Source organism: Paractinoplanes atraurantiacus (assembly GCF_900215205.1).
GTDB classification, from domain to species: Bacteria; Actinomycetota; Actinomycetes; order Mycobacteriales; family Micromonosporaceae; genus Actinoplanes; species Actinoplanes atraurantiacus.
This window is the reverse complement of sequence record NZ_OBDY01000048.1, coordinates 20,894-46,611: the sequence shown is the minus strand read 5'-3', so window position 1 is coordinate 46,611 and position 25,718 is coordinate 20,894. Positions and strand designations below refer to the sequence as shown.

At 71.0% G+C, this 25,718-nt stretch carries 21 protein-coding genes; 9 read left to right on the top strand and 12 right to left on the bottom strand.

Annotated elements, in window-relative coordinates; translation table 11 throughout:
• Positions 1 to 396, top strand: a 396-nt coding sequence (locus CRP55_RS49345) for a sigma-70 family RNA polymerase sigma factor (protein WP_143235512.1), incomplete at its 5' end; no start/stop codon positions are given.
• A 2,366-nt stretch (positions 397 to 2,762) separates the two neighbouring features.
• Here CRP55_RS49345 and CRP55_RS49335 read toward each other — a convergent pair.
• Positions 2,763 to 3,311, bottom strand: coding sequence for a YflT domain-containing protein (locus CRP55_RS49335; protein ID WP_097329042.1), 549 nt, complete (start codon positions 3,309 to 3,311; stop codon positions 2,763 to 2,765).
• Positions 3,308 to 4,186 carry a phosphatase PAP2 family protein gene (locus CRP55_RS49330; RefSeq protein WP_097329041.1) on the bottom strand — a complete coding sequence of 293 codons (879 nt, stop codon included), beginning with the start codon at positions 4,184 to 4,186 and terminating at the stop codon, positions 3,308 to 3,310. Before CRP55_RS49330 ends, CRP55_RS49335 begins: the two co-directional genes overlap by 4 nt.
• A 220-nt stretch (positions 4,187 to 4,406) precedes the next feature.
• Here CRP55_RS49330 and gsmA point away from each other — a divergent pair, with 220 nt between their 5' ends.
• From gsmA to CRP55_RS55475, 7 genes are all read left to right on the top strand, one after another.
• On the top strand, positions 4,407 to 5,534 hold the full coding sequence (gene gsmA, locus CRP55_RS49325; RefSeq protein WP_097329040.1) for a sporangiospore maturation cell wall hydrolase GsmA: 1,128 nt from the start codon (positions 4,407 to 4,409) through the stop codon (positions 5,532 to 5,534).
• Between the two features lie 67 nt (positions 5,535 to 5,601).
• Positions 5,602 to 7,914, top strand: a complete 2,313-nt coding sequence (locus CRP55_RS49320; RefSeq protein WP_245923980.1) for an ATP-binding protein — start codon at positions 5,602 to 5,604, stop codon at positions 7,912 to 7,914.
• Between the two features lie 43 nt (positions 7,915 to 7,957).
• On the top strand, positions 7,958 to 8,746 hold the full coding sequence (locus CRP55_RS49315; RefSeq protein ID WP_245923978.1) for an aldo/keto reductase: 789 nt from the start codon (positions 7,958 to 7,960) through the stop codon (positions 8,744 to 8,746).
• Between the two features lie 43 nt (positions 8,747 to 8,789).
• Complete coding sequence (hrpA, locus tag CRP55_RS49310) at positions 8,790 to 12,707, top strand: ATP-dependent RNA helicase HrpA (protein ID WP_097329039.1); 3,918 nt, start codon at positions 8,790 to 8,792, stop codon at positions 12,705 to 12,707.
• A 75-nt stretch (positions 12,708 to 12,782) separates the two neighbouring features.
• On the top strand, positions 12,783 to 13,163 hold the full coding sequence (locus CRP55_RS49305; protein ID WP_097329038.1) for a DUF6401 family natural product biosynthesis protein: 381 nt from the start codon (positions 12,783 to 12,785) through the stop codon (positions 13,161 to 13,163).
• 596 nt (positions 13,164 to 13,759) lie between these two features.
• Positions 13,760 to 13,966: a hypothetical protein gene (locus CRP55_RS55480; protein WP_245923976.1), complete on the top strand. Its 207-nt coding sequence runs from the start codon at positions 13,760 to 13,762 to the stop codon at positions 13,964 to 13,966.
• Positions 13,963 to 14,571, top strand: a complete 609-nt coding sequence (locus CRP55_RS55475; protein ID WP_245923975.1) for a LamG-like jellyroll fold domain-containing protein — start codon at positions 13,963 to 13,965, stop codon at positions 14,569 to 14,571. Before CRP55_RS55480 ends, CRP55_RS55475 begins: the two co-directional genes overlap by 4 nt.
• A 47-nt stretch (positions 14,572 to 14,618) precedes the next feature.
• On the opposite strand, the gene CRP55_RS49295 is transcribed toward CRP55_RS55475, so the two are convergent.
• The 4 genes from CRP55_RS49295 to CRP55_RS49280 all read right to left on the bottom strand — a co-directional run bounded on the left by CRP55_RS49295 (position 14,619) and on the right by CRP55_RS49280 (position 16,984).
• Positions 14,619 to 15,101, bottom strand: coding sequence for a GNAT family N-acetyltransferase (locus CRP55_RS49295; protein ID WP_097329037.1), 483 nt, complete (start codon positions 15,099 to 15,101; stop codon positions 14,619 to 14,621).
• 199 nt (positions 15,102 to 15,300) lie between these two features.
• A complete protein-coding gene (locus CRP55_RS49290; protein ID WP_097329036.1) occupies positions 15,301 to 15,774 on the bottom strand; it encodes an SRPBCC family protein in 474 nt (157 codons plus the stop codon).
• A gap of 1 nt (position 15,775) precedes the next feature.
• Positions 15,776 to 16,123 (bottom strand): ArsR/SmtB family transcription factor, encoded by a 348-nt coding sequence (locus CRP55_RS49285; RefSeq protein ID WP_097329035.1) that lies wholly within the window; start codon positions 16,121 to 16,123, stop codon positions 15,776 to 15,778.
• A gap of 66 nt (positions 16,124 to 16,189) precedes the next feature.
• Complete coding sequence (locus CRP55_RS49280; protein ID WP_097329034.1) at positions 16,190 to 16,984, bottom strand: transglutaminase-like domain-containing protein; 795 nt, start codon at positions 16,982 to 16,984, stop codon at positions 16,190 to 16,192.
• A 38-nt stretch (positions 16,985 to 17,022) separates the two neighbouring features.
• On the opposite strand from CRP55_RS49280, the gene CRP55_RS49275 reads away from it, so the two are divergent.
• Positions 17,023 to 17,748, top strand: coding sequence for a hypothetical protein (locus CRP55_RS49275; protein ID WP_143235510.1), 726 nt, complete (start codon positions 17,023 to 17,025; stop codon positions 17,746 to 17,748).
• A gap of 348 nt (positions 17,749 to 18,096) precedes the next feature.
• Here CRP55_RS49275 and CRP55_RS49270 read toward each other — a convergent pair whose 3' ends face one another.
• The 6 genes from CRP55_RS49270 to CRP55_RS49245 all read right to left on the bottom strand — a co-directional run bounded on the left by CRP55_RS49270 (position 18,097) and on the right by CRP55_RS49245 (position 25,643).
• Positions 18,097 to 18,339, bottom strand: coding sequence for a hypothetical protein (locus tag CRP55_RS49270; protein WP_097329032.1), 243 nt, complete (start codon positions 18,337 to 18,339; stop codon positions 18,097 to 18,099).
• 347 nt (positions 18,340 to 18,686) lie between these two features.
• Complete coding sequence (locus CRP55_RS49265; RefSeq protein ID WP_097329031.1) at positions 18,687 to 19,709, bottom strand: cobalamin B12-binding domain-containing protein; 1,023 nt, start codon at positions 19,707 to 19,709, stop codon at positions 18,687 to 18,689.
• Positions 19,706 to 21,409 carry a PP2C family protein-serine/threonine phosphatase gene (locus CRP55_RS49260; protein ID WP_097329030.1) on the bottom strand — a complete coding sequence of 568 codons (1,704 nt, stop codon included), beginning with the start codon at positions 21,407 to 21,409 and terminating at the stop codon, positions 19,706 to 19,708. Before CRP55_RS49260 ends, CRP55_RS49265 begins: the two co-directional genes overlap by 4 nt.
• Positions 21,410 to 21,507: 98 nt before the next feature.
• Positions 21,508 to 22,281: an exodeoxyribonuclease III gene (locus CRP55_RS49255; RefSeq protein ID WP_097329029.1), complete on the bottom strand. Its 774-nt coding sequence runs from the start codon at positions 22,279 to 22,281 to the stop codon at positions 21,508 to 21,510.
• A gap of 209 nt (positions 22,282 to 22,490) precedes the next feature.
• A complete protein-coding gene (locus CRP55_RS49250; RefSeq protein WP_097329028.1) occupies positions 22,491 to 24,782 on the bottom strand; it encodes a putative bifunctional diguanylate cyclase/phosphodiesterase in 2,292 nt (763 codons plus the stop codon).
• A gap of 39 nt (positions 24,783 to 24,821) precedes the next feature.
• Entirely contained in the window at positions 24,822 to 25,643 is an 822-nt protein-coding gene (locus CRP55_RS49245; RefSeq protein ID WP_097329027.1) for a universal stress protein, read from the bottom strand.
• Between the last annotated feature and the right edge of the window lie 75 nt (positions 25,644 to 25,718).

Below are 25,718 nucleotides of genomic sequence, written 5' to 3'. Positions count from 1 at the left end.
ACCCTGACCCACAGCCTCGGCCGCTCCCCGACCGTCGCCGACGTCGCCGCCCACCTGGGCGTCACCGAGGAAGACGTCCTGGAAGGCCTCGAAGGCGCCCGCGCCTACAACGCCACCTCCCTGTCGACCCCGATCTCGGCCGACGGCACCACCGAGCTCGGCGACACCCTCGGCGGCGAGGACACCGAGTTCGAACTCGCCGAGACCCGCGTCGCCCTCGGCCCCGCCCTGGCCACCCTCGACGAGCGCGAGCAGAAGATCCTCACCCTGCGCTTCTACGGCAACCTGACCCAGTCGCAGATCGCCGACCAGGTCGGCATCTCCCAGATGCACGTCTCCCGGCTGCTCACCAAGGCGCTGACCAAGCTCCGCCAGGAACTCCGCGCCGGCCTCTGACCAAAAATTTGCGCATGACCAGCCGAGTAAGCAGTGCCGTCTCCGGGCCTCAGGCACCCACCTGAGGCCCGTCACTGTCTCCGTTGCTTGGCTCTCCGCCCCAAATCTCCTTGCCCCAGGCGTTCGCCCCCAGGCGTTCGCGCCCAGGCGTTCGCGCCCAGGCGTTCGCGCCCAGGCGTTCGCGCCCAGGCTTTCGCCCCAGGTCTTCGCCTCCAGGCTTTCGCCCTCGGGAGTTCGGCCCTCAGCTTTCGGCCCTCAGATCTCGCTTCAGCCCTCATCTTCGGGCCGCCGTCTCGGGCATGCTGTCTGCGGCCTTCAGCTCGCGGCCCGCAGCATTGTTCGCGGCCCGTCTGCGCGGTCCGTCTGCGCGGTCCGTCTGCGCGGTCCGTCTGCGCGGTCCGTCTGCGCGGTCCGTCTGCGCGGTCCGTCTGCGCGGCCCGTCTGCGTGACCCGCCTGCGTGGCGTGGTCGATCTGCGAGATGGCCGCGTATTTCCCGGAAGAGCAACCGTTCGGTCGCCCGATCCGCAACGGTGCCGCCGCTTCGTGCGCGCGACCCGCGTGGCCCACCAAAAGCAGTAAGTCATCGTAACTGTGCTATCTCTGTGAATTGGCTCCGAGGGCTGGAGCTGAACCTTTGAATCTGATATCGGCGGTGCGCGCCGCAGTAATCAGCTGAAGTTGGCATGATCGTAAACTGACGCAAGTCACCCCGTTCGCGGGACAATTGCTTATGGCGCAGTTGCAGGTCTTCACCCGTGCAGAAGTAGCGGAAATGCGCGACCCCACCAAGGCGCGGAATTACTCTCCCAGTGCCGCGGAATTCCGCTGCGATCACGAAACGCGCCGCTATTGGGGATTGAAGGCACGACACGCGCAGAAGCTGCAGCGTCTGTTCGGCAGCGTGGCAGCGGCCGAGGCTCATTTCGCCCGGGCAGCGCGTCAGCGCAAAATGATCCCACCGCCACAGCCGGCGCCGACGAGGCAGACGACCACAGAGCCTGCCCCGAACCGCCCGGCCGCCACCGCCCCTCTCGCCACGGCCGCGTCGCCCACGCCGCCGGCCGTACTCGCACGGACGGCTTCTTGGCAGGACGACCTCAGGGAGACCGCGCCACCACATTCGATGCCGAGGCACACCGCGCCCAAGCAGCTGGCGTCGAAGGAGGCCGCGCCTGAGGGGGTCCCGCCTGAGGCCGCCCCCGGACAGGTTGTGCTCCCCAAGTTTGCGGGCGGGGAAGCTGCGCTGGGGCAGGGCGCGGCAGGTGAGCAAGCCGCTCCTGGGCAGGGCGCCGCAGGTGAGGAAGCTGCGCTGGGGCACGGCGCCGCAGGCGGGGGAGCTGCGCTGGGGCAGGGCGCGGCAGGCGAGGAAGCCGCTTCCGGGCAGGGCGCCGCAGGTGGGGAAGCCGTTTCGGGGCAGAGCGCGGCAGGGGAAGTTGCGCCGAGGCGAGGTGCGGTAGGTGGGGAAGTTGCGCCGAGGCGAGGTGTGGCAGGTGGGGAAGCTGCGCCGGGGCCGAGCGCGGCAGGCGGGGAAGCTACGCCAGAACAGGGCGCGGGTGGCGGGGTCACGCCTGGAGGGGCCATCTCCGAGGAGGCTGCACCTGAGCGAGACGTGGGTGGGGCGCCAGCGCCTGAACCGGATGTGGGCGGAGCGCCAGCGCCAGAGCTGGATGCGGGCGGAAAGGCTGTGCTTGCTCGGGTCTCGATCGGGAAGGTGTGCCTGCAGGGCCGGCTCGTCGAGTTGTCGTGGGCGTGGCGGGGGTGTGTGGCCTGTGTTCGCGCCTGGGTACTGCCGATGGAGTTTGCTCGGCTGCTGCCGCCTGGCTGGCTGGGCGTGCTCGATTACGTATGCCGGGATCGCCGCGAGCGGCTGATGGCTGGCGTCTGATCGGGCCGGTGGATTGCGCGGATGGTTATTTTGTGGTGGCGGGAGTGTCACATTTCTCTGCGAATGGGATTGGTTCCGTCGAAGGGAGTCCTCCAATTGGGCGCCGCCGGTTCGGGCGGAAAGGGTGGGCGGGAAAGGGCTCGGTGGGAGTGACGGGCAGGGAAGGTTGGGCGGAAAGGTATCGACGGGAAGGCCGCGCGGAAGCGCGGGGATGGCTGCACGGAAAGTATTGACGGGAAGGCTGCGCGGAAAGCATGGAGGGAGGCCGCGCGTAAAGCATGGGGGAGCTGCGCGGAAAGTAGTGAGGGGAAGGCCGCAGAAAAGCGTCGGGGGAGCCAAACCGAAAGGGCAAGAAGGGCCGCATGGAGAGCCCGCTGGCAGAGGCTCGGGTTCGAAAGGGTGGTGGGGGTGGTGTGGGGAAGTGTGGATACGGCGGAGGGCCCGGACCGCTGTTGGGTCGGGCCCTCCGTGGGGTGGTGGTTACTGGGCGCCGGAGGCGCGCCAGTTCAGCTGGACCAGGAGCTGCTGGGCCTGGGCGGCCACCTCGGCGTCGGCTGTTACCGCGTACTGGCCTGCCTGTAGGGAGCTGCGGGAGGCGAAGTCTCGGCGGCCTCCTGTGGCGGCGTGGGCTATGGCGCCGAAGATGGCGCCCCAGACCGCGCCGATCAGCAACGTGGACAGGATCACCGCGAACCAGTTCGAGTCGCTGAACAAGCCGAACAGCAAGCCGATGAACAAGCCGAACCACGCTCCTGACGCGGCGCCGGCCAAGGCCGCCCTTGCCACCGTCAAGCGGCCCAGCACGTTCTCGACCAGGCGCAGGTCGGTGCCGATGATGGCTGTGCGCTCCACCGGGAACTTGTTGTCCGACAGCAGGTCCACTGCCTGCTGGGCCAGCGCGTACTCGGGGAACGTTCCGACCACCACCGTCGGGGTCGGGGCCGCGGCCACGTTCTGGGCGGGCAAGGACGGGACGCCGGACGGGCCCGGAGGCACGGCGGAATTGTCAGGGGTGTTCGGTGTGGTCACTTGGTGCCTCCTTGAATGGCGCCCGGTGAGGCCGTCAGCCACACCCAGACGAGAAACACGCCGGCCGTGGCGGCGGTGATCGCCGCCGAGCCGGACAAGAATGTGAAGCGGCCGGGCAGGTCGTCGAGCATGGCCTCCGCCGCGATGCCGAACGCCGCGGCGATCGCCGTCACCGCGCCGGCCAGGATCAGCGGGAGCGTCGCCACGCGGCTCGGGCGGCGCGACACCCCTGGCGTGCGCAGCCGCCACACCCGTACGACAAAGACCGCGACCGCACCCCACGCCAGAGTGACCAGCAGGCCGGCCAGCGTGTCGCTGGGGCGATGCCACTCGGCCCACACCGTCGCCACTGCGATCACCGTCACGTAGGCGAAGCCGACCAGCGCGATCGTGCCCCGCAGTGCCTGCGGCAGCACCAGGATCACCGCGAACGCCACCGACGCCGCGGCCGCCGTGTGGCCGCTCGGGAACGAGTTCGGCATGTCCGTGCCGTCCAGGTCGGGCCGGTAGAGGGACATCTTCAGCAGCTGGGCCGTCGCGTTCGCGCCGATCACCATCAGGGCGGCGCCGACCGCCAGGTCGGCCCTCTTGCGCAGCACCCCGAACACGGCCGCGAACAGGCACACCAGCACCAGGGTGGCCAGCGTCGTGCCGTTCAGGGTGCGGTCGAGCACCTCCACCACCCTCGGATGACCCACGTCGGCGCCGTTCATCGCCGCCGTGTCGGCCCGCTGACCCAGCGACGTGCGGATGGCGACACGCCACACCGCGTACAGGGCCGCCACCGCCAGCACGAATGTGGCCAGCGGAGCGACCAGATGACCGGCACCTCGGGTGCGGGTCTCGGGTAACGACGGGGACGCCAGGGCCGTCATCGGCAGGCTGCCCTTCTGCGAGTCGCGGTCAACGGCGGTACGCGCATTTCCCAGCCGGATGAATTTTCAAGCGTCCGCATCACACGGCACAACGTCACCTGCGGCACATTTTCGCCACAGCGGGACGGCGAGGCAACGTTTCTGCACCCCGGATCGCTCTGGACCCGCAACGCCGCGCCCCCACCTTCGAACGGACGCAGAACGAAGGGGGACGTTTTTCATGAGGCAGTACACCCGCCGGCTCGCCGGACCGATGCTCGCGCTCGCCGTGGGGGCCGGCCTTTTCGCCGTACCTCAGACGGCCTCCGCGGCTGGGGTGACGGCCACGGTCGACGTCCGCAGCACGCTCAAGGTCCGTTCCGCCCCGTCGCTGGCGGCGAAGGTGGTCGGCTCGCTGCGTGACAACCAGAAGGTCTCGGTCGCCTGCTCGGTGACCGGCCAGAGCGTCCGCGGCTCGGTCCGCACCACGACCCAGTGGGACCGCCTGAACACCGGCGGCTACGTCACCCACTCGTACCTCCGAAGCGCGGCCATCAAGAAGTGCGCCACCGCGTCGCCGCAGGCTTCAGCGGTCAAGACCAAGACGCCGGTGAAAACCACCTACAAGGTCGGCACCGTCAAGAGCTCCGACGGCAAGGTCAACATCCGGACGGCCCCGTCGACGACCGCGCCCGTCAAGCGCTCGGTCGCGACCGGCGCCAAGGTCAACGGTGTCTGCGGCGTCGTCGGCTCGACGGTGAGCGGCACGGTTCGTACCACCTCGCAATGGAACAAGCTCTCCGATGGTTCTTACATCTCGCATGCGTACGTCGTCACGGCCACCCTGGCGCAGTGTCCCGGCGCTGTGAAAACTCCCGTGGTCACCACCGTCACCCCCGAGCAGTTCCTGGCCGCCGCCGTGCCGGGCGCCCAGCGCGGCTGGCGTGAGTACGGCGTCCCGGCGTCGGTCACGATCGCCCAGGCGATCCTCGAGTCGGGCTGGGGCAAGAGCGGCCTGGCCTCGGTCGACAAGAACTACTTCGGCATCAAGTGCCAGACCGGCCGGTACGGCACGCTGGCCAACGGCTGCCACGACTACACCACCCAGGAGTGCACCAAGGCCGGCTCCTGCTTCACCACGGTGGCGAGTTTCCGGACGTACGCCTCGATGGCGCACTCGTTCCGCGACCACGGCAGCTTCCTGCGGGTGAACAGCCGCTACAAGCCCGCGTTCACCTACACCAAGGACGCGAACAAGTTCATCTGGAACGTGTGGAAGGCCGGCTACGCCACCGACCCGAACTACTACACCAAGATCACGACCCTGATGGCGCAGCGGAACCTGTACCAGTACGACACCTGGAAGTGAGCTTCACCCCCGTCGGCCGAACCCGGCCGACGGGGGTGATTTGCGTTTTAAGCTCACATTTGTGGCGGTGGAAAAGAGAGGCCTCGTGCTGGCCGTCATTGTCGCGCTGGTCGGCCTCGTCATCTTCGGGCTGGTGTACGTGGGCATGCGCACCGCCCAGGACGAGACCGCCGAGCGCGTCATGGACCAGCGCACCGCCATGGCCCAGGCCGCCGTGGAGACCGAGACCGAGCGGTTCCGCGCCCTGACCGAGGCGACCGCGGCCGGCCTCGGCACCGACGACGACCTGACCTGGGCCGACTTCGACGCGGCGACCGCCCCGCTGTCCTCGGCCGACCTCATCGGCGCCGCCTCGCTCGCCTTCGTCGTGCCGGCCACCACCGCCGAGATCCCGTCGGTGCAGAAGCTGTGGCGCGACCGGGGCTCGGACGGGCTCCAGCTCAAACCGGTCGGCTCCGGCGAGCACTACTTCTCGGTCTACACGCGGACGCTCAACTCGGCCGGGCCGGCCCTCAACGGCCTGGACGTGTCGGCCGCGCCGGAGGCCGCCGCGGCCCTTCAGGACGCCCGCCGGATCGGCCAGCCCAGCGTCTCCGACACGTACGTCCTGCTGCGCGACCGCAATCTGCCCACGGCTCAGCAGCAGCACTCGTTCCTGTTCGCCGCTCCCGTCTGGTCCCGCGCCCCGGTACCCAGCTTCCGCGGCTGGATGGTGCTGGGCCTGCGCGGCCAGGACTTCCTCAGCGGCGTGCTGGCCACCGTCAGCCAGGGCCAGCTCGACGCCACGCTGCTGGCCGCCGACCGCGACGGCGACCGCCCGGTGGTCGCCGACTATTCCGTCGGCGGCGACGCCGACCTGGAGCGGCGCGGCGACTTCACGGTGGCCGACCGGCAGTGGACGCTGATCACCCGGGCCGATGCGAAGCTGCTGCCCGGTGCGACCAGCCCGCTGCCGCTCAGCGTGCTGCTCGGCGGCATCGCCGTCAGCCTGATCCTGGCCGGGCTCGTCCACACCCTGGCCACCGGGCAGGCCCGGGCCCTGGCCAAGGTCGAGGAGGGCACGGCCGAGCTGCGCGACGCCGAGGCGGAGAGCCGGCGCCAGGCCGGCCTGCTCGGCGCGATCATGAACAGCATCGGCGACGGCGTCGGCGTGGTCGACGAGCACGGCGCCTTCCTGCTGCACAACCCGGCGGCCCGGCAGCTGCTGGGCGGGATGGACGACGCGGAGGCGCCGGACGACTGGCAGCAGCACTACGGCATCTACCGGCCGGACGGGCGCACCCCGTTCCCGCTCGACGAGCTGCCGCTGATGCGCGCGCTGCGGGGCGAGCTGTCCGACGGCGTGGAGATGGTCATCCGCAACCCGCGCCGGCCCGAGGGCATCCTGCTCAGCGTCGACGGGCGCCCGCTGCACACCAGCGCCGGCCAGCGCGGCGCGGTCGCCGTCTTCCACGACATCACCGAGCTGCGGCGCTACGAGAGCGACCTGGCCGTGTTCGCCGGGGTGGTGGCGCACGACCTCAAGGCGCCGCTGGCCGTGATTCGCGGGCACTGCGAGGCGGCGATCGAGGACCTGGCCGACGTGCCGCCCTCGGACGCCGGGGAGGACGTGCGCGACAGCCTCCAGCGCATCGTGCGGGCGGTCGACCGGATGGGCGGGCTCATCGACACACTGCTGGCCTACAGCACCGCGCGCAACGCGCCGCTGCGCACCCGCCCGGTCGACCTCGGCGCGCTGCTGGCCGAGGTGATCCGTGACCGGGTCGAGCATCTGCGGGCCGAGCAGAGGCCGGACGTGTACGTGGGGCCGATGCCCGAGGTGAGCGCCGACCCGGCGATGCTGCGGCACGTCCTGGACAACCTCGTCGGCAACGCCCTCAAGTACGTGCGCCCCGGCACCACGCCGCGGGTCGACGTGACCGGCGAGGTCGCCGGCGAGCGGTGGGCCCGTGTCGAGATCGCCGACCGCGGCATCGGCATCCCGGACGAGGACAAGCCCCAGATCTTCGAGAGCTTCCACCGGGCCCAGAGCGCCGCCGGATACGCCGGCACCGGTCTGGGCCTGGCCATCTGCAAGCGGATCGTCGAGCGCCACGGCGGCGAGATCGGCGTCGCCGACAACCCGGGCGGAGGCACCCGGTTCCACTTCACCATTCCCGTACCGACAGAAGGGGGTTCCGACATGAGCAAGGCGGAGACGGACGAGGAGGCGGCCACCCGGGCCGCGCTGGAACGCGCGCTGGCCGAGCGGGCGGCGATGGAGAACACCCGGCTGCCCGGGCTGGGGGCGCTGCCGTCCTCGGTGCCGTCGGGCCACAACCCGGCCGCGGTGCCGCTGCGGGCGCCCGTGCCCGAGCGGCCGCCGGCGACCGCGGAGTGATCAGTAGGTGTCGGCCGGCGGATCGCGGGGCAGGATGAGTCGTATGACGATTCCTGCCCTGCCGCTTGCCAAGGCCGCCGACGGCACCCCGGTCGAGATGCCCCTGCTCGGCTTCGGCACCTGGCAGATCCGCGGCGACCAGGCCTACCAGGCCGTCCGCGACGCGCTCGAGGCCGGCTACCGGCATCTCGACACCGCCACCATGTACGGCAACGAGGAGGAGGTCGGCCGCGCGCTGGCCGACTCCGGCGTGCCGCGCGACGAGGTCTTCGTGACCACCAAGCTGCCGCCGGAGCGGGCCGGCAAGGAGCGCCGGACGATCGAGGCCAGCCTGCACGCGCTGGGCCTGGACGCGGTCGACCTGTGGCTGATCCACTGGCCGCCGCACCGGGGCCGTTCGGTCAAGGTGTGGAAGGAGTTCATCGCGATCCGCGACGCCGGTCTCGCCCGCGCCATCGGCGTCAGCAACTACGGTCCGGACGAGATCGACGAGCTCACCGCCGAGACCGGGGTGACGCCCGCGGTCAACCAGATCAGGTTCGGTCCTTCGCTGTACGACGCCGGGCTCGTCCGGGCGCACAAGGACCGCGGCGTGGTCCTCGAGGGCTACTCGCCGTTCAAGACGACCAACCTGAACGACCCGGTGCTGACGAGGATCGCGGCCGCTCACGGCGTCGACACGGCCCGCGTGGTGCTGCGCTGGCACGTCCAGCACGAGATCGTCGTGATCCCCAAGTCGTCGACGCCGGAGCGGATCACCCGCAACGCCGACATCGCCGGTTTCGAGCTCACGTCCGAGGAGATGGCCGCCGTCGACGGCCTGGGGCGTTAATCACCAGGCGTTTGCGCCGAGATCCGCCTATTCTTGTCGCGCCATGTCGATAACACCTGCCCCACCGGCCGTAGCCGAGCTCCGCAGCCGGATTGCCGAGCTTCTCCCGCACGACGAGCGCCGGCTGACGCGCCGGCTCGAGGGCACCCGCAAGATCAAGGACGAGGCGGCGCGTACGGCCGTGCTCACCGAGATCGCGGCCGACACCGACCGGGCCGCCGCCCGCCTGGCGTCAAGGCTCGCCTCCGTACCCACCATCACCTATCCCGAGTCGCTGCCGGTCAGTCAGCGCAAGGACGACATCGCCACCGCCATCCGCGACCACCAGGTGGTCGTGGTGGCCGGCGAGACCGGCTCGGGCAAGACGACGCAGATCCCCAAGATCTGCCTGGAGCTGGGCCGCGGCCTGCGCGGGCAGATCGGGCACACGCAGCCGCGGCGGATCGCCGCCCGCACGGTGGCCGAGCGGATCGCCGAGGAGCTCGACCGGCCGCTGGGCAGCACGGTCGGCTACAAGGTGCGCTTCACCGACCAGGTCAGCGACGACACCATGGTCAAGGTGATGACGGACGGCATCCTGCTGGCCGAGATCCAGAACGACCGGATGCTGCGGCGGTACGACACGCTGATCATCGACGAGGCGCACGAGCGCAGCCTCAACATCGACTTCATCCTCGGCTACCTGCGGGAGCTGCTGCCCAAGCGCCCCGACCTCAAGCTGATCATCACGTCGGCCACGATCGAGACCGCCCGCTTCGCGACGCACTTTGCCGACAAATCTGGCAAACCGGCTCCGGTTATCGAGGTAAGCGGCCGGACGTTCCCGGTCGAAGTCCGTTATCGGCCGCTGATCACGGTCGACACCGAGGACGAGACCGAGGAGCCGATCGACCAGGTCGACGGCATCGCCGAGGCGGTCGACGAGCTGGGCCGCGAGGGCGACGGCGACATCCTGGTCTTCCTCTCCGGCGAGCGCGAGATCCGCGACACCGCCGACGCGCTGGCCAAGCGCAACCTGCGCAACACCGACATCGTGCCGCTCTACGGCCGGCTCTCCGCGGCCGAGCAGCACAAGGTCTTCGAACGGCACTCGCAGCGCCGGGTCGTGCTCGCCACCAACGTCGCCGAGACGTCGCTGACCGTGCCCGGCATCCGCTACGTCATCGACCCCGGCACCGCCCGGATCAGCCGGTATTCCAACCGGCTCAAGGTGCAGCGGCTGCCCATCGAGCCGGTCTCGCAGGCCAGCGCCAACCAGCGCAAGGGCCGCTGCGGCCGGGTGGCCGACGGCATCTGCATCCGGCTCTACTCCGAGGAGGACTTCCTCGGCCGGCCCGAGTTCACCGAGCCCGAGATCCTGCGGACCAACCTGGCCAGCGTCATCCTGCAGATGACCAACCTGGGCCTGGGCGACCTGGCCAAGTTCCCGTTCATCGACCCGCCGGACCGCCGCAACATCACCGACGGCGTGAAGCTCCTCGAGGAGCTGGGCGCCCTCGACGAGCGCCGGTTGACCCCGCTCGGCCGCCAGCTCGCCCAGCTTCCGGTCGACCCGCGGCTGGCCCGCATGGTCATGGAGGCCGACAAGCAGGAGTGCGTGGCCGAGGTCATGGTCATCGCGGCCGCGCTGTCCATCCAGGACCCGCGCGAGCGCCCGGCCGACAAGCAGCAGCAGGCCGACGAGAAACACGCCCGGTTCACCGACAAGGAATCGGACTTCTTCAGCTACCTCAACCTGTGGCGCTATCTGCGCGAGAAACAGCAGGAGCTTTCCGGAAACCAGTTCCGGAGGCTTTGCCGTACGGAATTCCTGAACTACCTGCGGGTCCGCGAGTGGCAGGACATCTACGCCCAGCTGCGCCAGGTCGCCCGTACCCTCGGACTGACCCTGTCCGAGGACCGCGAGGACGTCGCCGAGGGCCAGCACGTGCACACCGCGCTGCTGTCCGGCCTGCTCAGCCACATCGGGCTCAAAGACACCGACAAACGCGAATACCTCGGCGCCCGCGGGGCCAAGTTCGCCATCTTCCCGGGCTCGGCGCTGTTCAAGAAACAGCCGCGATGGGTCATGTCGGCCGAGCTCGTCGAGACCAGCCGTCTGTGGGGCCGGGTCAACGCGCGCATCGAGCCCGAATGGGCCGAGAAACTCGCCCCGCACCTGGTGAAGCGGAGCTACAGCGAACCGCACTGGGAGAAGATACAGGGCGCCGTCATGGCGTACGAAAAAGTAACTCTTTATGGGTTGCCGATCGTTCCTCGCCGCAAAGTCGGATATTCCAAGGTCGACCCGGTGGCCTCGCGCGAGCTGTTCATCCGGCACGCGCTGGTCGAGGGCGACTGGGAGACCCACCACAAGTTCTTCGCCGAGAACGCCCGGCTGCTCGAGCAGATCGAGGAGATCGAGAACAGGGCGCGCCGGCGCGACATCGCGGTCGACGACGAGACGGTCTACGCGCTCTACGACGCCCGCATCCCGGCCGACGTGGTCTCGGCCCGCCACTTCGACGCGTGGTGGAAAAACGCCCGCCGCACCCAGCCCGACCTGCTCACCTTCACCCGTGAGCTGCTGGTCAACGCCGGGCGCGACTCCGTCGACCCCAACGCGTACCCGGACGCCTGGCTCGCCAACGGCGTCAAACTGCCTTTGTCGTACGAGTTCGAGCCGAACACGGCGGCCGACGGCGTCACCGTCGAGGTGCCGCTGGCGCTGCTGAACAAACTCGACCCGGAGGACTTCGGCTGGTCGGTGCCCGGCTTCCGCAAGGAGGTCGTGATCGCGCTGATCCGAGCGCTGCCCAAGGCCCTGCGCACCAACTTCGTGCCGGTGCCGGACTGGGCCGAGGCCGTGCTCGACCGGGTGCCGGCCCGCCGCGGCCCGCTGCCCGACGCGATCGGCACCGAACTGCGCCGCCTGACCGGCACGATCGTGCCGCGCGACGCCTGGCGCCCCGACCAGGTGCCCGACCACCTGCGGGTCAACTTCCGGGTCGTCGACGAGCAGGGCAAGACGCTGGGGGAGGGGCGCGACCTCGAGGTGCTGCGGCGCAGCCTCGCCCCCAAGGTCCAGGCGACGATCTCCAAGGCGGCCGGCGACATCGAGCGCCGCGGCATCACCACCAACGACTTCGGCATGCTGCCGCGGCGGGTGGCCCAGGTCCGCGGCGGCTACGAGGTCAACGTCTATCCGGCGCTGGCCGACGAGGGCGACAGCGTGGCCGTGAAGGTCTTCGAGACCGAGGCCGAGCAGCGGACGGCGATGACCGCCGGCACCCGCAAGCTGCTGCTGCTCACGTTGCCGCCGGCGGCCCGCTACCTGCAGGGGCGGCTCGACAACCGGGCCAAGCTCGAGCTGTCACGGGCGAACCCGTACCGCTCGATCGCCGACCTGCTGGACGACTGCGCGGGCGCGGCCGTCGACAAGCTGGTGGCCGACGCGGGCGGCCCGGTGTGGTCGTCCATCGAGTTCGCGTCGCTGCGCGACGCCGTGCGGCAGGACCTGGTCGACGCCGTGGCGAACGTGGTGACGCAGGTCCAGGCGGTGCTCGCGACGGCGTACGACGTCGAACAGAGGTTGAAATCGCTGCGTGACCCGGCGCTGCTGCCGGCCCTGGCCGACATCCGGCAGCAGCTCAAGGGGCTCGTGCACGCCGGGTTCGTCACCGAGACGGGGTTCCGGCAGATGCATCATCTGCCGCGCTACCTGCGGGGGATCGTCTACCGGCTGGACCGCCTCGGCGGCAACCTGGCCCGCGACCGGCAGCTGATGGCGCAGATCCACGAGATCGAGTCGGAGTACCGCGAGTTGCGCGCCTCGTCATCGTCGGCGGCTTCCGAGGGATTGAACGAGATCCGCTGGATGATCGAGGAGCTGAGGATCAACTTCTTCGCCCAATCGTTGGGAACCGCCTATCCGATTTCGGACAAAAGGATCTACAAGGCGATGGATCAACTGCCTGCGTAGCAGCGTGGGGAGCGCTCGGGTGCCGTTCGGTTACCCCCCTGTCGTGGGGTTGCCGGAGGCCATAAGTTCTTCCGCATGACGAACGAATTCCTGGCCTTCGCCCCGATTTCCGCTCTTGTCCCGACCTCGCCGGCCGCCGGCACGCTCGACGAGATGATGGCTCGCGTGGGCGTCGACGGGATCGTCGCCGCGCTCGCCGATCCCGGCGTCCTGGCCCTCATCGACCAGCACGCGGCCGGCGTCCGCGACGCCCTGGCCGACGCCGACCAGGCCCCCGACGCCGACGGCCTGGCCTCGTACGCCCGCTCGATCGCCGCCGGCGCGCGCCGCATGGGCCGCACCCTGCCGTCTCCCGGCACGGCCCCGGTCCGCTCGGCCGACTGGCTCGCCGCCGAGTGGCACGTCCTGCGCCTGGTCGCGGTCTGCCGCCTGGCCCTGGAGAACGAGGTCCTCTGACCGCCCGCCGGCCGGACCAACCTTCCTGGCCGGCTTCCGTGCCTTCCTGGCCTGCTTCCGCGCCTTCCTGGCCTGCTCCCGTGCCTTCCTGGCCTGCTCCCGTGCCTTCCTGGCCCGCTTTTCACCGCCTTCTCGGAGCTGCGCTCCTGCTCCGTGGGCCGCGCTCCCTTGCTGTGGCCCAGCTCGCCGTAACCCGGCCGGGCTGGTGCTGATCCCTCGGACGGGCATCTCCCGTCGCCCGGACGGGCTCGCCCGTCCGGGCGGGGGAATCCCGCCGAAACGCCGAAAGCGGTCCTTTGCCCTTTCGCCACCTATACGTGAAGTTATACGTATGAAAATGGCTTATGCCCTCGTTGCGCTCGCCGGTCTCGCGGTCCCGGCGCCCGCGATGGCCGCTCCCGGGCTCCCCGCGCCCGCGGCCACCACGCCTCCGCCCCTCGCGGTGACAACTCCGACCGCCGTCCGCCCCGGCGCCGCCCCGGTGGCCACCACCGCCCCGGCCGCCGCCGCTCCCGCCGCTGCTCGTTCCGGCGCACTGGCAGCCCCGGCTCCCGCCGCCGCTGCTCCCGCCGCCGCTGCTCCCGCCGCTGCTGCTGGTGCCGCTGCTCCGGCTGCCGCGCCTGCGGCCGCCGCCGCGGCTCCTCGTTCCGGTGCGCTTCCGGTCGCGGCGCCCGCTCCCGCCGGTGCCGTTGCCGGTGCCGCTGCCGCTGCCGCTGCTCCTGTTGCCGCTGCCGCTCGGCCGGCCGCCACCACTGCCGCGCCCGCGCTGGTTGCTCGCTACACCTTCGACGCCGGTGCCGTGAACGGCCGCATCGCCGACACCTCCGGCCGCGGCCCCGCCCTCACCGTGCGCTCCGTCGACCAGGGCGTCATCCGCTTCGACGCCGGGACGCCCACCGGCCGCTACGCCAGCTTCCCCGGTGCCTGCGCCACCACCGCCACCACCTGCCCGCGCGGCCTCCTCGAAGCCCCCGACGACGCCGACCTCAACCCCGGCACCCGGATGTTCCGCTGGTCGGCCCGCATCCAGCTGACCAAGGCGCAGATCACCGGCTCCGCCAACATCATGCAGAAGGGCGTGGCCACCACCGCCAGCCAGTGGAAGATGCAGGTCGGCCGCACCAACGGCAAGGCGCAGTGCGCCGTCGTGGGCACCGGCTCCGCCACCATCTACGTGGCCCGCTCGGCCGCCTCGGTCGCCGACGGCCAGTGGCACAAGATCCTCTGCCAGCGCAGCGGTTCCAGCCTCTCGGTCTACGTGGACAACGTGGTCCGCGGCACGACCACCATCCCGTCCAACCTCAACATCAGCAACCCGTTGCCGCTGCGCATCGGCGGGCCCAACTTCAACACCAAGACCGACATGTACCACGGCCGCCTGGACGACGTTTACGCCGAACTGGGCTGACCCGCTGACGGCGAACAGGGCGGCGCGAGCCGCCCTGTTCCCCGCGGTCACCTGTAGTAGTTCACGAGCGGAAGCCCGGTGAACCCGACCGCCTCGTAGAGAGCGCGCGCGGGCGCGTGGCCGGGATCGCCGCCGGTTCCGACGTTGATGAGCTCCAGCCCCTGATCGGTCAGCCGCTGGATCGCGAACTCCATCAGGGACCGGCCGTGACCACGACGCTGATGCTCCGGGTGCACGGCGATCATCTCGATGATCCCGAGCGACTCTTCCCGCTCCTGCCGGAGCACGACGAAACCGGCGGGGACGCCGTCGGCCGTGGCCAGGACGAACGATTCGGCGCCGTCGGCGAGGCAGTGCTTCCTAACGCTGGCGGCTTGTGCGGTGCGCCAGTCCGGGCGGTAGAGCCGGTCGAAGATCGCGGATCCGAGAACCTTTTCGAACGAGGCGAAGACCGGCTCCCAGGCCAGGAGCGACAGGTCGACGACGGCTTCCAGATCGGCCGGCCCGAGGGGCCGAATGCGGTGGGACATGCGAATGCTCCGTTTCCATGACGACGAAGCCGGTGTGTGAGACCGGCCCGGGACGCGGGAAGCGGCGGAGCAACGATGTGGAGGCTGCCCGCCGCTCAGGAGCGGCGGGTCCGCCCCGCGGCGGCGCAGCAGCAGAGGAAAGTCATGTCGCGCACGCTATCGGTGGCCGCGGGCCGAAGCAACGCGCGGCCGGAACCGGTCAGATCGCGCCCTTGGCGACCAGCGCGTCCAGCTTGGCGTAGCCGTCGTTGACGCCGGTCTCCATGCCGCTCTCGAGCCAGGCGTCGCGGGCCTCGAAGCTCTCGACCAGGGACTGGCCGTGCAGTCTCGTGCGGCCGTTGCCCAGGTCTTCGAACGTCAGTGTCTCGAGGGACACCCCGTCCGGATCGCCCTCGTAGGTGAAGGTCTGGACGATCCTGGTGGGGCTCACCTCGTGGAAGCAGCCGTGGAAGCCGTACTCCTGGCCGCCCGCCGACCCCGTGAAGCGCCAGGCCCCGCCGGTCGTGGCGTCCCACCGGTCGATCTGCGCTTTGGTCCCGTCGGGGCCGACCCACTGTGCGTACAGCTCGGGGTCGGTGTGTGCCCGGAAGAGCTGCTCCGGTGTGGCCGCGAAGTCCCGGGTGATCCGGATGATCGGCAGGTCCTTGTCCGCTTCGATCCGTGCCTCGTTCATCTCACTTGCCCTTCTCCTCGTCGGTTCCCTCGTTCATGACCGCGAGCACCGCGTCCAGGCGCTGGTAGCGGGCCTCGGTGCGGCGGCGGTACTGCTCGACCCATCCGCCGATCTCGTCGAAGACGTCCCGCTCGAGCCGCACGGACCGCGGCTGCGGCCCCGGGGGGCGGCTGACGAGCCCGGCCTCCTCCAGCACCTTCAGATGCTTGTAGACGGCTTGCAGGGACATCTCGTACGGCTCGGCGAGCTGCCCGACCGTGGCGTCACCACCGGCCAGCCGGGCCACCATGTCGCGCCGGGTCGGATCGGCCAGGGCGGCGAACGCCTTGGAAAGCCCCTCCGCCGCCATGTCGACCTTCTTTCAACTCATCGGTTGAAAGTAACGGTAGACCCGCCTCGGGAGCGTGTCAACCAATCAGTTGAAAGACTGGATCGCGAGATCTTCCACGCGGTAGAGGGCGGCCACCGCACGCGGATCGCCGTCGGCGGTGACCGCTGCGATCGTGTCCATCAACGCGTCGTACTCCAAACCGGTCCTGCCCTCATAGGACGCCGTCATGCGGCCCCACTCGTCCCACGGCAACATCTCGACCTTGTTCAGCGCGGCGAGGTCACGGACGGCATTGCCGCGGATCTCCGCCGGCCCCCAGTTCTCGGTGCCGTACACCCCGAAGCGCGCCGGGTCGATGCGGCCCGCGCGAAAAGCGCTCCAGGCCTCGCCACCGGTGAGGAACTCGCCTTCGGCGAGATCATCGGGCCGCTGTACGAGGGTGCCGCCCAGGATCTCGGAGTCGATCCGGATCCAGCGGCCGCCCTGCCGATATTCGGTGACCCAGTGGTCCAGGCCCTGGCCGGGCTGGAAGTACGTGGCGAAGCCGCACCGGGCCCGAGCCTCGATGCCGCGATGGCGCAACAGGGCGGTGGCGAGCACGGCGAAGTGGCGGCACGTGCCGATGACGCGGCGCTCCGGTGGACGGGCGGTGGTCAGCGGCGCCGGGTCGAGGGCGAGCAGCGCGCCGACGATGGCGCCGGCGGGGCGCAGCTGATTCTCGGCGAAGCGCTCCTGCGGGACGCCGAGCCCCTGGGCGTCATGGGGCTGGATGACGAGATCATGTACGAGATGGCACAGCGCGACAGGCTCATGAGGAAGCCCGGCGGCGTCGATCGTCGTCAGGGGGCCGGGCGTGGCGTAATCGATCGTCTCCGTCATGCCGGGATCGTATGATCCGCATCGACGCGGGGGGATCCATGGGCATCGACTTCAGCTACGAGTTCTACGTTCATCGGCGCGACGCCGACGTCTTCCTGGCCGAGGTCGCGAAGCTGTGCGATCCCGAGCTGTCACGGTTGACGACCATCCTCCTGCCCAGCGGCACGTCGATGACGATGCCGGGGACGTACGGATTCATCGGCGACCGGGCGATCGAACTCGAGGTGGCCGCGGCCGACCGGATGGGACGGAGTTTCGACCTGTCGCTGAGCTTCCCGGTGGACGGGCCGCTGCGCGACTACGACGACGAGGAGCCCGGCCCGCGCGTCACGGTGGGCTACATCTATCTCAGCGTCAGCGACGACCACACCATCCTGCCCGATCACCTGCGGTTCGACTTCATGCCGGCGACGACCGGCCAGAGCCGGCTGTTCCTGATGTCGCCGTCCGTGCGGGAGACCTTCGCGACGCTGGCCCTGACCACCGGGACGACACTGTGCCTGCTGGACACCGAGATGGCCAGCCACATCGTCGTGACGGCGCTGGGGCAGCGACTGTCCACACGAGTCCCCGGCCCGCTGCTGCTGTGGAGCCGCCAGGTGAAGGCGGCGGAGGCGTTCCGGGAGCTGTCGTCCCTGCTGGCCGGCAATCCCGTGCACCCACCGAAATGGATCATCGGCCCGGCCCATCCGGACTTCCCGGCCTTCGTCGAAAGCCTCGCCGACTATGCGAAGGTGCCACCGGACCGCTGGCTCGCCCCGTAGAAGCTCTGGCGACGCAAAGTCGGCGGCGAGGAAGGGCGGCCACAGCGAGGCGGGGTGGGTGCGGCGAGGCGGGGTGGGCGCGGCGCGGCGAGGCGGGGTGGGTGCGGCGAGGCGGGGTGGGCGCGGCGCGGCGAGGTGGGGTGGGTGCGGCGAGGCGGGCCGGCGCGGTGAAGAAAGGCCGGCGTGGTTAGGCGGGCGGCCGAGGTGGGGAAGGCCGGGCGCGGTGGGGAAGGACGGCGCGGTGAGGAAGGCCGGCGCGGTGAGGAAGGCCGGCGCGGTGAGGAAGGCCGGCGCGGTGAGGAAGGCCGGCGCGCCACGGGGAACCGTGAGCGCGCCGGCGATGGTGGCCTAGCTGCGGCGGAAGGCGTAGGAGCGGCCGGAAGCGGCGCCGGCGGCGCGGCCCGAGCGGGAGCGGCCGGAACGTTCGCGGGCGTCCTGCCGGGAGTCGCGGGCCCCGTGGTGCTGGGCGCCGGCCGCGGTGCCGGGGCGGCCGGTGGTGCTGGGCGTGGACGGGCCGAACAGGTTGGCCGCCAGGTCGTTGGCGGCGAGGTCGTCGGCGTCCACGTGGACGGTGAAGGGCTGGGCAGGCATGCGGGCCTCCTCAGGGCCCGGCGCGAACGCCGGGCCGGGCAGTGCGAAGCCGTGGGAAGAGAAGTGAACGCGCTCCGGGTGTCGGCGCTGAGGCGTCTCCACGGCGGACAACCACCGGAACACCCGGAACCGAGCACGATCAACGGCACACACCAGCAGTCGACGGCGCCGGGCCCGCGGACGGGCACCCTGGCGGCCGGAAGGGCGGGCCGGAGGAGCGATCAGATCATGCGCAGAACGCTAGTCGTCCGGCGGCCGCAGCGCGAGCGAATTAATTCGAGGGATCCGAGGCGCGGCGAAGGGAGCGGGAAGGGCCGCGGCGAAGGGGAGGGAAGGAGGTGCGGGGACTACTTCACCAGGTGGGTGCCGGCGTTGAGGACGGCTACGGCGGTGGGGTAGTCGTGCAGCTGGGAGCGGACCGCCTCCAGACCCACGCGCAGGGCCACCGGCGGTACGCCGCGGGCGTCCAGGACGGCGGAGGTCCACGTGATGAAGTCGGTGAAGATCTGGGTCTCGCTGACGTACAGGGCCGCGGCCAGGAAGTCGACGATGTGCGACAGGTCCTCGGTGGTCGCGTCGAGCTGGCGGGTGTTGTATTCGCGCAGGCGGGGATACGTCTGCGCCAGCGTTTTCATCGCCGTGCCGATCAGGTCGCCCCGGTGGCGGACCACGTACGTGTATTCCTCGTCGCCCAGGAACGCCGACAACTGCGGGTCGGGGGAGTGCGGCGGCCAGTTGCGGGCCAGGCGCTGCACCGCTTCCTCCGCGCCGGCCGCCCACGCGTCCGCGCCCAGGTGCTGGGCGTAGCGGCCGCCCGGCCCGAAGCCCCGCCCGCCCGCGATCACCGGGACGCCGGCCGCGCGGCACGCTGTGATCGCCGCGTGGGCGCGGGGGAGGCGGGTGGCGATCATGCAGCTCAGGGCGACCGCGTCGGGACCTGTCTGGTGCAGGTGGGTGACCAGGTGCTGGCCGGGGACGTTGGCGCCGAGGAAGTCGACCCGCCAGCCGTCCAGGCGCAGCATCTCGGCCAGCAGGCGCACCGGCAGGGCGTGCCACTCACCGTCCACGCAGGCGATCGTGATGCTGCCCCGGCTCGGCCGCACCATGGTGCGGGCCGCCACCGCGGCCAGGGCCCGCTCGCTGATCGCCGTGGCCGCGTGTTCGCGGGCGACCGACCACTCGTTGGCCGCCCACAGCTCGCCGACGCGGGCCTGGGTGCGGGCGATCAGGTCGATCATGATGCGCTGCGGTGCCACGCCCGCGTCCAGCAGCTCGGTGACCAGGGCGACCGCGCCGTACTCGTCGCTGTCGCCGACCAGCTGGAGGTAGTCCTCGGCCAGGCCGGAGCGGAACGACGTGGGTACCGTCATGTCCGCTGCCTGACGCGCCGGTCACCTCGCCGCGGCGCGTCGATGGCGAACGGTGACGCGTTGCGGGCGCCCGTGCGGAGGCTGAGCTGGGTGCGGTCGGGTGCCCGTACGGCCAGCATCGCGATGTCGTCGCGGGCGCCGCCGTGCACCCAGTCGGAGACGAGCTGGCGGATGCGCTCCACAGTGGCCGCGCCGGGCATGCCCCGGCATTCCGACAGGGCGTCGCGCAGGCGGGCCTCGCCGTACTCCTCGGTGCCCGACGCACCGCCCCGCGCCTCGGTCAGGCCGTCGCTGTAGAGCAGGCACAGCTCGCCGGGGGCGAGCTCCACGTCGGCCGGCCGCACGACCGTGCGCGCCACCGCCCCGATCAGCGTGCCGCTGGTCGGCACCTCCTCGACCGTGCCGTCGGTGCGCAGCACCAGGGGCGGCGGATGGCCGCCGGTGGCCAGGGTCAGGTGGACCCGGCCGTGGTCGGCCCGGCTGACCGAGCCCACCACCATGGTGACGAACCGGTGCTGGCGGGTGGACTGGAGCAGAGCCTGGTTGAGCACCCGCAGCATGTCGCCGGGGGCGGCCTCGACCAGGCGCAGCGCGCGCAGCGTCTGGCGCACCTTGCCGGTGAGCACGGCCGCCTCGGGGCCCTTGCCGCAGACGTCGCCGAGGGCGATGACCGTGTCGGCGCTCTTCTCGGTCGGGCCGAAGACGTCGTAGAAGTCGCCGCCGATGCGCAGCGCGTCCTTGGCCGCCTGGTAGGAGCCGACGAGCTCGATGCCGTCGGGCTGGGGCAGCTCCGGTGGGAGCAGGTCGGCCTGGAGCACCGCGGTGGTGTCGACCTGCTCGCGGTAGAGGCCCGCGGCCGAGATGGCGGCGCCGGCCCGGGCCGCGAAGATGCGGGCCAGCATCTCGTCCTCGGTGCTGAACTGGGCCAGGGCGCCGCGGCGGGCCAGGATCAGCGCGCCGGCCGGCTCGGCGTTGCCGGGCAGGGGCGTGACGAGCAGCGCGCCGATCGGGCCGAAGCCGTCGGGCAGCAGCCACTCGGGCGCCTGGGCGGCGTCGAGCCACTTGCTGGGGATGGGCGGGAAGCCGCCCAGCACCTCGACCAAACCGGGCACGCCGGGCAGCACGTTCTCCCGCAGGCGGCCCTCCTGGACGGTGCCGCCGGCGACGAGCCGCACCCACTGGCTGTGCCGGCGGTTGACCGGCAGCACGATGATCGCGGCGTCGGCCAGGTGGGCCACCGCCAGCTCGGCGGTGATCCGCAGGCAGCGGCCCTGGTGGAGCGAGGCCGACAGGCGCCGGCCGGCCTCGGCCAGGAACGCCGTGCGGGCCCGCTCGGCCTGGAGCGCGTCGGCCCGAACCACCTCGTCGGTGCGATCGCGCAGATACCATCCGTAGTGGTCGTCGCCGAGGGCGCGGCGCCGGCCGTGGAGGTGGCGCCCGGCGTATTCGTCGGTGAAGTCGTCGTCGCCGGAGGCGACCGCGCGGGCCAGGCCGGGCAGCGGGCCGGAGGCGGCGTGACCGCCGGGGGCCAGGCCGGGCACCAGGGTCGCCGCGGCCGTGTTGACCAGCAGGATCTTGTCATCGACGGTACCGCACAGCAGTACGGCCTCGCTCGCCGCGTCGAGCGCGGCGCGAAGCAGGGCCGGTGCGGGTGTTGCGACGAGCTCGTCGCCGGTGGTGACCGGCGAATGCGCTGTCATGTTCCCTCCCGTCTCTCCCCGCCGGATGTTTCTCTGATCAGCAGAGCCTACGTGCTTTCCGATGGGACGGCCGGGTGCGGCCGGGGTGACCGGCCGTGTCAGTCGCCGAGGTCGACCACGATCGGCGCGTGGTCGGAGGGGCCTTTGCCCTTGCGCGCCTCGCGGTCCACCACCGCATCTGTCACCCGGCCGGCGACCGCGGGGGAGGCGTAGACGAGGTCGATCCGCATGCCCTTGTTCTGATGGAACATCCCGGCGCGGTAATCCCAATAGGTGAACGGGTGGTCGCCCTTGAGCGGCCGGGCCACCACGTCGGTGAGCCCGACGTCACGGATCGCCGCGAGGGCCGCACGCTCCGGGGGCGTGACGTGGGTGGAGCCGATGAAGACGGCCGGGTCCCACACGTCGTCGTCGGTCGGCGCGACGTTGTAGTCGCCGGTGACGACGACCGGCCCGGCCGCGACCTCGGGGACGAGCGCGTCACGCAGCGCGGCCAGCCACCGCAGCTTGTACTCGTAGTGCGGGTCGTCGGGGGTGCGCCCGTTCGGCACGTACACCGAGATGAAGCGGATGCCGTCGCAGACGGCGCCGATCGCCCGCGCCTCCGGGTCCGGATAGCCGGGCTCACCGGGGAATCCCCGGCGCACGTCGTCGAGGCCGACCCGGGAGAGGATCGCAACACCGTTCCAACGACCTTGGCCGTACGCGGCCACGCCGTACCCGAGCTCGCCGACCTCGTCACTGGGGAACCCGTCGGCGGCGACCTTGGTCTCCTGCAGGCACAGGACGTCGGGTTTCGTGGTGTCGAGCCACTCCAGCAGCCGCGGCAGCCGGGCCTTGACCGAGTTGACGTTCCAGGTGGCGAAGCGCATCAACCCAGGGTGCTACATGTTCGGCCGGCGTGTGTGGCGGGGGCGGGCCGTGGCGAGGATCAGAGCGGCGGCGAGGCCACCCATGAGCACGAGAAGCACGACCACGAGGCCCGACATGTCGCTCCTTTGTTACCAAGTCTGTAGCTAAACCTGACCTGAGTGTGATCCCCGTTACCACGCTCGTCAGCGAATAATGCCCGAACGAACCCTCAACCGCCAGAGGTCTTGGGCGAATCGAGAGAACTGTGCAAAGAGGCGGCGCCCGAGACGTGCCAGTGCGCGGCGAACTCGGCGGCCGGCACGGCCGGGCCCCAGAGCCAGCCCTGGCCGCGGGTCACACCGATCGCGTCCAGTACGTCACGCTGCAACCGCGTCTCCACCCCCTCGGCGATCACGGTCAGCCCCAGCGCGTAGCTCATCGCCGTCACCGCCCGCACGATCTCGTCGTCCTCGGTGCTCTGCCCGAGCCCAGTGATGAAGGAACGATCGAGCTTCACTCCGGTGACCGGGAAACGGCGCAGGTAGGACAGCGACGAGAAGCCGGTGCCGAAGTCGTCGATCAGCAGCTGGACGCCGAGCTCGCGCAGCTCGAACAGCACCCGGCCCGAGGTGCTGTCCGGGTCGACCAGCACCGACTCGGTCATCTCCAGGGCCACGCAGCGGGCCGGCACCCCGGTCTCGAGCAGCTCGGCCGAGATGATCAGCGGCAGCTCGGGGTCGGTGAGCTGCCGGGCCGACACGTTGATGGACAGGTAGAAGTCGTCGCCGACGGTGCCGTCGCGGCGCCACTGGCCGAGCTGGCGCAGCGCCTCACGGCGTACCCAGTCGCCCAGGGTCCCGATCAGCCCGGCGTCCTCGGCGATCGGGATGAAGACGGCCGGGGAGATCGCCCCGCGCTCGGGGTGCACCCAGCGGGTCAGCGCCTCGGCGCCGACCGGCACCCCGTTCTTGACGCGGACGAGTGGCTGGTACGCGACGTGCAGCTGGCCGACCTCCAGGGCCCGGCGCAGGGCCACCTCGATCTCGATGCGCTCGCGGACCTCCTCGTGCATGGCGGCGTCGAAGATGGTGGTGTGGCCCGGCCCTTCCGACTTGGCGCGGTACATGGCGGTGTCCGCGTCACGCATCAGGGCCTCGGTGACCTGCGGATATCTGCCGTACTCGACGGGCGCGGCCGAGGCCACGCCGATCGAGGCGGTGATGGTGACGTCGATGCCCCGGATCGAGAACGGCTGGGCGAAGCAGCGGCTGATCTCGTCGGAGAGCCGCAGCGCGCCCTCCCGCTCGCCCAGGTAGGCCAGCGCGAACTCGTCCCCGCCGAGCGCGGCCACCGGCACCGCGGCCGGCGCGGCCGCGCGCAGCCGGCGGCTCAGCTCGATGACCAGCTGGTCGCCGGTGTCGTGGCCCCAGCTCTCGTTGACGTATTTGAAGCCGTCCAGGTCGAGCACGAACACCCAGACCCGGTTCAGGCCGCCCGGTGTGGCCCGGCCGAGCAGCCGCTCGATCTCCTCGGAGAGCATGAGCCGGTTGGGCAGGCCGGTGAGCGCGTCGTGCAGCGCCTGGTGCTCGGTGTGCAGCTGGGCCACGACCTGGGCCCGTACGGCGAAGACAGCCCTCACCAGCAGCAGCGTGGTGGACAGGACCCCGGCCAGGGCGATCGTCACCCGTTCGGCCCGGGTCGGGTCGGTGATGACCACGAGCAGCACGAACGGCGTGATCGAGGCGGGCGCGAGCACCGCCACCCGGCGCACCGACCACGCCTGCACGGGCGGCCGGGCCGGGCGGCTCAGCTGCACCATCGACGGATGCAGGGCGGTCACCCCGAGCAGGGCGTACGCGATCAGGAAGGGCACGTCGAGCAGCGGCGACGCGTACGTCTCGCCGGTGGTGCCGATGATCGCGTAGGCGGTGTCGCCGACGAAGAGCATGGTCATCGTGCCGAGCAGGGTGAACAGGCTCGGCGGCCACTGCCGCGCGGTGAAGGTCAGGTTGACCACGAGCAGCAGCAGGAGCACGTCGAAGAGCGGGTAGAACGCGGCCAGCACGTTCTGGATCTCGTCGCGGTCCTGGATCTCGGCCGCCGGCGCGGCGAGCAGCAGCGCCGCGGCCAGCCCGCCGGCCAGGCAGAAGATCAGACCATCGAGGACGGCGTGCCGGTCGATGCTGACCCGCCAGCGCAGCAGGATGATCAGGAAGGCGGCCAGCATGACGTAGCCGGGGATGGTGGCCGCGTCGGCCAGCAGCGGCAGCGGCTGGGCCAGGTCGTTGACGGCCGGCCGGATGAGCACGCCGAGCAGGAAGCTGGTGGCGGCGAAGGCCATCAGCCGCCAGGCCACGCGGGGTTCGGCCCCGAAGCGGCGCGGCCCGGTGAAGCACGCCCAGATGGTGCCGGCACCGATCGTCAGCAGGCACAGGGCATTGACCACGGAGCCCAGGTTCGCCGTGTACGCGGCCGTCGCCGCCAATCCGGCCACTCCGAAGAGCCGCCATTTCTCGGTCATCACTGACCAGTTCGGCCCGGAAGCGGCCGGGCTGAGCGGTTACCGCGCCAGAGCGTTCCCCTTGAGTGGCTTGCGCGGGGGAGGGACCCGCCGGCCGTGCGGGAAGACGGTCGGGCAGGCCGCGTGGTGCAGCACCTCGCGGGCCACCGAGCCGATCAGGCCGGCCCCGTCGGAGCCGCGATGCCCGAGCACGAGCATCCGGGCGTGTGCGGACTGGCGCACGAGAGTGGGACCGGGCGCCCCGGAGAGCAGGTGCACCTCGTGGTCGTCGAGCTCGGGGACGGAGCCCACCGCCTTGGCGACGAGCCGCTCGCCTTCACCGGGATCGGGGCAGACGTGGGCGACATGGACGGCGACCTGATGGCGTACACCCTCTCTCGCCGCGTGCTGGAGGGCGACGAGAGAGTGAGCGGACCCGTCGACCGCGACCAGCACCGGGCCGGCCGGAGGCCGTGGCCCGCGGGCCACCATGACCGGGCACCAGGCCCGGGAGACCGCCTGGACCAGCACCGACATCTCCGGAAGCCAGGGGGTCGTGGCCAGGTCGTCGTCGCCGACGACCAGCAACTCGGCGGTACGGCCCAGGCGCAGCAGCACGCGATCGGGCAGCCCGTCGACGAGTTGTCCCGTCACGCGCACCCCGGGTGTGGAACGCTGGGCGGTGGTCATGGCCTCGTCGACCACCCGGGAAGCGGCTCGGCGGGCTCGGTCGTCATCGAGATCGGACCAGGTGAACGCGTGGACGATGCGTAGTTGGCGGCCGCGTGAGAGGGCTTCGCGCGCGGCCAGGCGCACGGCGGCGAGACCGGCCGGCGTGCCGGTGACTCCTACGACGACGGGTGAGGGACTCGGACGACGCATGTGGTGCACCTCCGGGTTCTGATACCAACCATTATCTATGCGGGAGCGCCACTCTTCGTGATCAATCCCTCAGCA

Bases quoted from the DNA above. Each gene is read 5' to 3' on its own strand.
- CRP55_RS49295 (WP_097329037.1), bottom strand. From the start codon at position 15,101: ATGTCCCACCGCATTCGGCCCCTCGGGCCGGCCGATCTGGAAGCCGTC.
- CRP55_RS49255 (WP_097329029.1), bottom strand. From the start codon at position 22,281: ATGCGCTTCGCCACCTGGAACGTCAACTCGGTCAAGGCCCGGCTGCCG.
- CRP55_RS49260 (WP_097329030.1), bottom strand. From the start codon at position 21,409: ATGACAGCGCATTCGCCGGTCACCACCGGCGACGAGCTCGTCGCAACA.
- hrpA (WP_097329039.1), top strand. From the start codon at position 8,790: ATGTCGATAACACCTGCCCCACCGGCCGTAGCCGAGCTCCGCAGCCGG.
- CRP55_RS49290 (WP_097329036.1), bottom strand. From the start codon at position 15,774: ATGAACGAGGCACGGATCGAAGCGGACAAGGACCTGCCGATCATCCGG.
- CRP55_RS49250 (WP_097329028.1), bottom strand. From the start codon at position 24,782: ATGACCGAGAAATGGCGGCTCTTCGGAGTGGCCGGATTGGCGGCGACG.
- CRP55_RS49270 (WP_097329032.1), bottom strand. From the start codon at position 18,339: ATGCCTGCCCAGCCCTTCACCGTCCACGTGGACGCCGACGACCTCGCC.
- CRP55_RS49305 (WP_097329038.1), top strand. From the start codon at position 12,783: ATGACGAACGAATTCCTGGCCTTCGCCCCGATTTCCGCTCTTGTCCCG.
- CRP55_RS49265 (WP_097329031.1), bottom strand. From the start codon at position 19,709: ATGACGGTACCCACGTCGTTCCGCTCCGGCCTGGCCGAGGACTACCTC.
- gsmA (WP_097329040.1), top strand. From the start codon at position 4,407: ATGAGGCAGTACACCCGCCGGCTCGCCGGACCGATGCTCGCGCTCGCC.
- CRP55_RS49315 (WP_245923978.1), top strand. From the start codon at position 7,958: ATGACGATTCCTGCCCTGCCGCTTGCCAAGGCCGCCGACGGCACCCCG.
- CRP55_RS49330 (WP_097329041.1), bottom strand. From the start codon at position 4,186: ATGACGGCCCTGGCGTCCCCGTCGTTACCCGAGACCCGCACCCGAGGT.
- CRP55_RS49280 (WP_097329034.1), bottom strand. From the start codon at position 16,984: ATGACGGAGACGATCGATTACGCCACGCCCGGCCCCCTGACGACGATC.
- CRP55_RS49275 (WP_143235510.1), top strand. From the start codon at position 17,023: ATGGGCATCGACTTCAGCTACGAGTTCTACGTTCATCGGCGCGACGCC.
- CRP55_RS49245 (WP_097329027.1), bottom strand. From the start codon at position 25,643: ATGCGTCGTCCGAGTCCCTCACCCGTCGTCGTAGGAGTCACCGGCACG.
- CRP55_RS49285 (WP_097329035.1), bottom strand. From the start codon at position 16,123: ATGGCGGCGGAGGGGCTTTCCAAGGCGTTCGCCGCCCTGGCCGATCCG.